We start from the raw sequence: 6,282 nt of genomic DNA, 5'->3' as shown, positions 1-6,282 counted from the left end.
TTCCGGCGATTTTTTTTCGTTGCCATATTTATTCTTTTTTGATGAGGGCTAAAGTTACGGATAGTGCGGAAGGCTTCCGTAGGTTTAGTTCAACATTGGATTTGGCAAAAAACTGGCTGACCCAACGCAACCTCAACTTTTGGTTGCCTAAATCAGCAGCAGTTATCCCATCTTGCGCAAGTTTGCCGCTTAGCTTTTGAGCGCAGCGTACTTGTGCTTACAACTTACCAGTCACATTAAAAAGTGTTTCAAAACGGGTTATTGAAAAGAATTTTAAAATTGAAACTTTATGTATTCAGCTTTACAAAACCACCATCAATAGGATAGTCGCAGCCTGTAATAAACGATGCTTCGTTGCTGCATAAATACAAGGCCAACTGTGCAATTTCTTCCGGTTTACCCATGCGGCCGATAGGTTGTGTTTTGGAAAGTTTATCAAACATTTCGGCTTCCTTACCAGGATAATTTTTGGCAAGAAATCCATCTACAAAAGGCGTATGCACACGGCCTGGCGAAATGCTGTTGCAGCGTATGTTATGAGATAAATAATCTTTGGCAACTGAAAGCGTCATGGCATACACAGCACCTTTAGTGGCAGAATAAGCAAAACGGTCAACCAGGCCAACCAATGCTGCTACAGAAGCCATGTTTACAATACTGCCGCCTTTCTGTTTCATAAAAGGAATTACTTCGTGCAAGCAATTATAAACGCCTTTTACATTTACATTCAATACTCTTTCGAAATCTTCTGCAGAAGTATTTTCTGCGGTGCCAATATGTGCAATGCCGGCGTTATTAATTAAAATGTCAATGGCCGTATGCTGCTGCATAATTCCGGCAACAACATTTTTTACTTCTGCCTGGTTTGAAATATTGCATTTATAGAAAAATGATTTGCCGCCACCCGCATTTATTTCATCAGCCACATTTTTGCTTTCATCATTAATATCAATAATGCAAACTGTTGCGCCCTGCTGTGCAAATAATATGGAAATAGCTTTTCCTATGCCGCTGCCGCCGCCGGTTACAATAGCTGTTTTGTTATCTAATCTGAACATAATATCTTATTAAAATGAAGTGAACATTTATATTGATTTAATACGGCGAAGGGCTTACGCTCGTCCAGCCGCCGTCAATAACCAGGCTTTGCCCGGTAACATGCCTTGATGCAGGCGAAACCATAAACAGTGCTGCATTGGCAATATCTTCTACCATAGCTGGTTTGCCCATAGGCGTAATGCGGCTCCAGGTGGTTTTATAGTCTTTGTCTTCGCTTGTGCGCTCGGTAACAGTAGCGCCAGGCGCGATAGCGTTGATTGAAATATTGTAGGGCGATAATTCAACCACCAGCGTTTTTGCCAGCATTTCAAGCGCTGCTTTTGTAATACCGTAAGCTGCGAGATTTTTATGTGCCTGGTGGCCCGTTACCGATGACATGAGCAAAATACTCCCACCGCTGTTTTGTTGTTTCATTTGTTTGGCCGCGGCCTGGGCCAGCAAAAAACTTCCACCGATATTCAGGTTCATAACAGCTTGCAGGTTTTGCAGCTTGTATTCAAAGAAATCGCCAAATAAAGTAATGCCTGCATTGGCAACGGCAATCGTTAATTTACCAAACTTATTTACCGCTTCGTCCACCATTGATTGAATAAAGGCAGCATCACCGGCATCGCCGGCTAAACCTGTGCAACGCCCATGTGTTGAAATTTTTGCAACGGCTTCATCAACCAGCGTTTCATTTATATCATTTATTAACACAGATGCGCCTTGAATGCAGAGCTGCCTTGAAATCTCAAAGCCAATGCCCTGGCCTGCGCCTGTAACTATTGCAACGTGACCCGAAAATTCGTTTGTGCTCATTATGTTTCCTGTTGATATTGGTTGTTCTGCCTAAAGCATCAAAGATTATTATTTTTTACGCTTTTTGCAGCGAAAAAAATTTGCTGTTATAATACAATGGTATTCTTCAATAACAGAAATAGTTAAATAAACGATTAATAATGCAAAGCAATGGTTGCTATCTTAAATCTTTTTATATTACAATACTTAAATTTCCTGTTATGAAATGCCTATAGGATTTTTAGTATAATTAAAGCGATGATTATTTAAGGGCATTCCCTGCCCGTCCGGTCAGGCGGGCACCTGGCAATTACAAAATAAAAAACATACAGATGAAATGGGCTTATCTTGTAAAAGACAAAATGAAGGCGGTTGCGGTGCTGCTGTTAATTATTGTATTGATATTAGTGAATAATATTTCCAACAGGAAAACCTTTTCAAAGCTGAATGAATCCATCGCTTCTATCTATAAAGACAGGCTGATGCCTGCGACTTATATATTCCAGCTTACTGACCATCTTTACCAAAAGAAATTTTTATTGAATGAAATGCAGGCGAATGATAATGCGGCAATTGCTGCCCGGCATGACAGTGCTATTCATTCAATAATAAAAACCTACGAAACCACTTATTTAACGCCTGCTGAAAAAAAGCACTGGCTTGCTTTTAAAAAGGAGCTTGAACAATATAATACGCTTACTTCCGGGCTTGAGGAAAACAACAAAGCCGTAAATGAAAGTTTTGAAAATGTAATACAGCATTTAAATGCTTTAAGTGAAATACAGGCAAGTGAGGGGAGCAACATTTTCAGCATTGCAAAAATAGATGTTGGCGGAACGATTATTATGTCGCATCTCGAAGTGGCCCTGCTGCTTATACTGGGTATTTTTGCACTGGTGCTTATTAATGCAAACGATAACAAGCTGATGCAGGTGCAAAAGGCGAGGCTTAACTGATGGCGCCAGAGGTTTTATTGCATGCATTAGTTTTATGCGCAACTAACCCTGGAAAACGCATACAAACCTTTTAACATATAACGATATTATTAATTTGGCATTAATAAAAGGGCAAGTTATTTTTGCCTGCTTTTGGGAAAAAATATAAATTAACTAAGAATGTTTCAAACTGCTTCGCGGCTAATTACGTATTCATTAGTGTCCCTGCTTTTTATAAATCTTGTATCCTGTAAAATTCAGCGTGTTTCCTATTTTAAAGATGTACCGGATTCGGCAAGGGCCCAGAAAATACTGCAAACCTTAACACCGCCTGCCGCCATTGTAAGGGTTGATGATGTACTGAACATTAATATCCAAACGCTCGATCCCCAGGCAAATACGGTTTTAAACCAGGGTAACCTGCCATTAAACTCAGGCGCTATAACAAGCATGGGCGACAGGAATGGCCAGCAATCTATTATCTCCGGCTATCTTGTGGATAAAGACGGGTATGTTCACCTGCCTTATATTGGTGATGTTTTGGTAAAAGACCTTAGCACACAACAGGTAAAAGACCTGGTAACACAAAAAATTTCTGTTTACTTTAAAGACCCGGTTGTCAATGTGAGGTTTGCCAATTATAAGATAACTGTATTAGGAGAAGTGCGTAATCCCACCACTTTCCTGGTGCCCAACGAAAACCCGACTATTTTTGATGCACTTGGGTTGGCGGGCGATATAACCGTTTCCGGCAGAAAGGATAACGTGATGCTGATAAGAAGTGATGCTAACGGCGCAAAACAAATTGTGAGGATTAACTTAGACAGCACCACTACCATATCATCGCCCTATTTTTATCTTAAGCCAAATGATGTTTTATATGTAGAACCAACAGAGGATAAAGTGGCTGGCGAAAGCAACTACAGGGTAAGGGATATAGCAGTTATATCCAGCGCCATATCTTTAATGATAGTTATTATTGCACGGTTAACCCTGTAATGAAATATCCCCGGTATTATTAATTCGGTAAAGTTCAAGAAGCTACTACTATGCAGGATTCATATAATGATTTAAATGTAAGCAGAAACGTTTCTCCGCATCACGATATTGATGTTAAGTTTCTTGTAGGCAAAATTTTTGGCAACTGGTATTGGTATGTATTATCAGTTTTCTTATTTATTGTTTTGGCCACTTTTATATTTTTCTATACATCGCCTTATTATACTGTAATGGGCAGGGTGCTTGTAAATGGCTATAATTCACAGGGCCGCCAGCTTGTGGGCACAGACCAGGCCACCATGCTGGGCGACCTGGGCAAAAATTCCTATCCCAACTCAGTTTCCAATGAAATTGAAATTATCCATTCAAGAACCATTATAGAAAAAACCATACACGACCTTGAACTTAATCTTCAGTATTTTGGTAAGAATGCAATACGTTATGAGGAAATATATAAAGAGTCTCCTTATTTCATACATGTATTGTATTTGAATGACGATAAGATTATTGAACCTGTTGAATACGATGTAAAGGCCGATGATAAAAAGGTGTGGTTTGAAGATGAAGATACTGACAGCAGTTTTACGGCTTCTTATGGCGATACGCTTACCTTCTGGTATGGCAGTTGGGTTTTAGAGCGAAACCCGGCCGTAACAATTAAAAATCCTGACCGCCACCTTGGGCTTATTATCAACAGCTATCATGCTACCTTAAAAATGCTGATGGATGATATAGAAGCCATTACCACCACTGAATTTGTAAACATTATTGATCTCAGCATAACAGCGCAGTGCCCTGCCAAAAATGAAGATATGCTGCGGCACATGGTTAACCTGTACGTAAAATCTGATGTGGATAATCAAAACAGGATAGCCGACAGCACCATAGCCTTTATTAACAGCCGGCTTATAAAAGTGTCGGAAGACCTCAATAATATCGATAAGAATATTGAGACCTTCAAAAAAGAAAACGGCATCACTGATATTAGCGACGATTCCAAACAATTGCTCCAGCTTTCCAGCACTGTAAGTAATGATCTTGCTGATAAACAGGTTCAGTTGAAGGTGGTGGATGACCTTGAGAAATATTTGATGGATGAGCATAACAACACAAGGGTAATGCCTACAACAGCGCCTATTCAGGATGCGGCATTTGTGCAAACACTGGAAAAATATAACACACTGCAGTTGCAGCGCCAGGGCTATTTGCAGAATTCAACGGAGCAAAATCCCAACGTAAAAAGCATAGACATACAGCTTTCCCAGTTACGCGGCGATTTATTAAGCATGATGCGCACCTTTAAAAGAGGCATAACCACAGAGCAGAATGAACTGCAGAACAGGAATAACCAGGTTACGGGTAACATAAAGAAAGTGCCCACAAAAGAGCGTATTTATATTGATTATACAAGAAAACAAAACGTGGTGCAGGAGTTGTACCTGTACCTTTTACAAACACGTGAACAAACCGAAGTTTCAAAATCGTATAATATTGGCCCTATCCGCGTTATTGATGAAGTAAAACGCGGCCCCATGCCATTTTTCCCTACATGGGTTATCTTAGTTCCCTGTGCTTTATTTCTTGGTTTATTGGTTCCTTCCGTTGTAATATTCCTGAAAGAACTGCTTAACACAAAAGTTATTACCACGAATGATATAACCAATGCAACGTATGTTCCTGTGGTTGCAGACATTAATCACAATAAAGAAGGAAAAGCAATCGTGGTTTCTAAAGATGACAGGAGCCAGGTTTCGGAACAGTTCAGAACATTAAGAACCAACCTGCATTTTCTTCTGCCCGATGCTTCAGATAAAACCGTATTGGTTACGTCGAGCATGGGTGGGGAAGGCAAATCTTTTGTTGCGGTAAACCTTGCGGCAGCAGTAGCTCTTTCAGGCAAAAAGGTTTTGATAATGGAGCTGGATTTACGCAAGCCATACATTTATTCAATAGTGGGTGTTGATAACAATGAAGGTTTTTCCAATTACATTATTTCTGATATAAATGCAAGAGATATTATAAAGCCAACCAGCCTTCATCCCGATTGTTACTATATAGGCCCCGGTATGTTGCCTCCAAATCCTGCAGAATTATTGGCGCACGACAGGGTTAAGCAGTTATTTGATGAGGTGAAATCTGAATTTGATTATATCGTTGTTGACTGTGCGCCGGTGGGCCTCGTAACAGACGCATTATTGTTAAGGAAATATGTGGATACGGTATTGTATGTAGTGCGCCAGCGGTTTACTTATAAAAAACAGGTAAATCTTGTGCAGGGTTTGGCAAACGATAAAAAGTTCAAGAATATTAATATTGTGTTTAACGATATAAAACGGGTGCCGGGCTATGGTTATACTTATGGATATAATGGCAGCCAGGATTATTATGGTGAACGCAAATCATTCTTTGGCAGAAGAAAACGCAGAACGCATACTGCATAATATAAAATTAATTCAACTTACATATTGCCATAAGCTTGCTTATACAAGCTTGTGGCATATTCGTTCTT

The 6,282-nt window shown here is 39.8% G+C and carries 6 protein-coding genes; 4 read left to right on the top strand and 2 right to left on the bottom strand.

Annotation, left to right across the window (positions count from 1 at the left end):
* Positions 1-200: hypothetical protein (locus tag BM015_RS21745; protein WP_218148515.1), on the top strand; the 200-nt coding region annotated here is incomplete at its 5' end.
* Between the two features lie 87 nt (positions 201-287).
* Here the strand turns inward: BM015_RS21745 and BM015_RS15990 are convergent.
* Together BM015_RS15990 and BM015_RS15985 are read right to left on the bottom strand one after the other, a co-directional pair.
* Positions 288-1,058, bottom strand: a complete 771-nt coding sequence (locus BM015_RS15990; protein WP_090660753.1) for an SDR family NAD(P)-dependent oxidoreductase — start codon at positions 1,056-1,058, stop codon at positions 288-290.
* Positions 1,059-1,095: 37 nt separating this feature from the next.
* Positions 1,096-1,860: an SDR family NAD(P)-dependent oxidoreductase gene (locus BM015_RS15985; protein ID WP_090660750.1), complete on the bottom strand. Its 765-nt coding sequence runs from the start codon at positions 1,858-1,860 to the stop codon at positions 1,096-1,098.
* A gap of 311 nt (positions 1,861-2,171) precedes the next feature.
* Here BM015_RS15985 and BM015_RS15980 point away from each other — a divergent pair, with 311 nt between their 5' ends.
* The 3 genes from BM015_RS15980 (at position 2,172) to BM015_RS15970 (ending at position 6,214) form a co-directional block, all read left to right on the top strand.
* Positions 2,172-2,795 carry an MCP four helix bundle domain-containing protein gene (locus BM015_RS15980; RefSeq protein ID WP_090660747.1) on the top strand — a complete coding sequence of 208 codons (624 nt, stop codon included), beginning with the start codon at positions 2,172-2,174 and terminating at the stop codon, positions 2,793-2,795.
* A gap of 159 nt (positions 2,796-2,954) precedes the next feature.
* On the top strand, positions 2,955-3,773 hold the full coding sequence (locus BM015_RS15975; protein ID WP_090660744.1) for a polysaccharide biosynthesis/export family protein: 819 nt from the start codon (positions 2,955-2,957) through the stop codon (positions 3,771-3,773).
* Between the two features lie 50 nt (positions 3,774-3,823).
* Complete coding sequence (locus BM015_RS15970; RefSeq protein ID WP_090660741.1) at positions 3,824-6,214, top strand: GumC family protein; 2,391 nt, start codon at positions 3,824-3,826, stop codon at positions 6,212-6,214.
* Positions 6,215-6,282 lie beyond the last annotated feature (68 nt).

Source organism: Parafilimonas terrae, assembly GCF_900115755.1.
GTDB classification, from domain to species: domain Bacteria; phylum Bacteroidota; class Bacteroidia; order Chitinophagales; family Chitinophagaceae; genus Parafilimonas; species Parafilimonas terrae.
Note: the sequence above shows the minus strand (reverse complement) of the source record. Positions and strands in the feature narration are given on the sequence as shown.

What these genes read in the sequence shown, in the direction of transcription:
- BM015_RS15990 (WP_090660753.1), bottom strand. Translation starts at nt 1,058, where the DNA reads ATGTTCAGATTAGATAACAAAACAGCTATTGTAACCGGCGGCGGCAGC.
- BM015_RS15985 (WP_090660750.1), bottom strand. Translation starts at nt 1,860, where the DNA reads ATGAGCACAAACGAATTTTCGGGTCACGTTGCAATAGTTACAGGCGCA.
- BM015_RS15980 (WP_090660747.1), top strand. Translation starts at nt 2,172, where the DNA reads ATGAAATGGGCTTATCTTGTAAAAGACAAAATGAAGGCGGTTGCGGTG.
- BM015_RS15975 (WP_090660744.1), top strand. Translation starts at nt 2,955, where the DNA reads ATGTTTCAAACTGCTTCGCGGCTAATTACGTATTCATTAGTGTCCCTG.
- BM015_RS15970 (WP_090660741.1), top strand. Translation starts at nt 3,824, where the DNA reads ATGCAGGATTCATATAATGATTTAAATGTAAGCAGAAACGTTTCTCCG.